This is a genomic window from Streptomyces sp. AC627_RSS907 (assembly GCF_019049165.1).
In genome coordinates this window covers 1-578 of the sequence record NZ_JAGMUE010000384.1, presented here as the reverse complement: position 1 = coordinate 578, position 578 = coordinate 1, and the positions used below count along the sequence as shown (strand labels likewise).

The 578-nt window shown below is 64.4% G+C and carries 1 pseudogene; it reads left to right on the top strand.

What is annotated here, in order from left to right:
• Positions 1-384 (top strand): annotated as a pseudogene (locus KUM32_RS36020) (hypothetical protein); the annotation flags it as partial.
• Between the last annotated feature and the right edge of the window lie 194 nt (positions 385-578).

The window sequence follows — 578 nt, the reverse complement described above, 5'->3', positions numbered from 1 at the left end:
GAACCGCACTGGGCCTGGTGGATCTCGCTCAGTGAAATCGACCGTCAACAAGGACGTATGCAGCACGAGACCGGGCAGTGGATCGATTCCATTCCGACGCTCGAACGAGCCACGGAGAAGCACCCTGGAGCCCAGGTCGGATACGAGAACGTCGCGTCCGTCCGCCTCCTCGACAGCCTGGTCGCCGTGAAGTCGTGGCGGGCAGCCGAAGAAGAGGCCGCCAAACTGATTCCCACTATCAGTGAGACATCATCCGGCGTAACCCTCACGATCTTGAGGCAGGCAACCCGCCGAGGAAAGAGAATGAGTGCCGCTCCCAACGGCCTGCGGGACGCCCTTGATCGAATTGACATGGCTCTGGACGCCGATCCCTACGAGCTGTGACGGCGAAAGCGCTGGCTGCATGGGCCCGTGCCGCGCGAGCCGGAGTCCCGGTCGCTCATCGTTGAGACGTTGGCACGGCGGCTGGGCGGGCCCTGACTCTGGCCGACGCGGGCTTCCCTCAGCCGGAGGATAGTGCGCACAGGCGTACGGGTAGTGATGTGGTGGGCGAACTCGTCGGACTCGGGAGGGTGCAC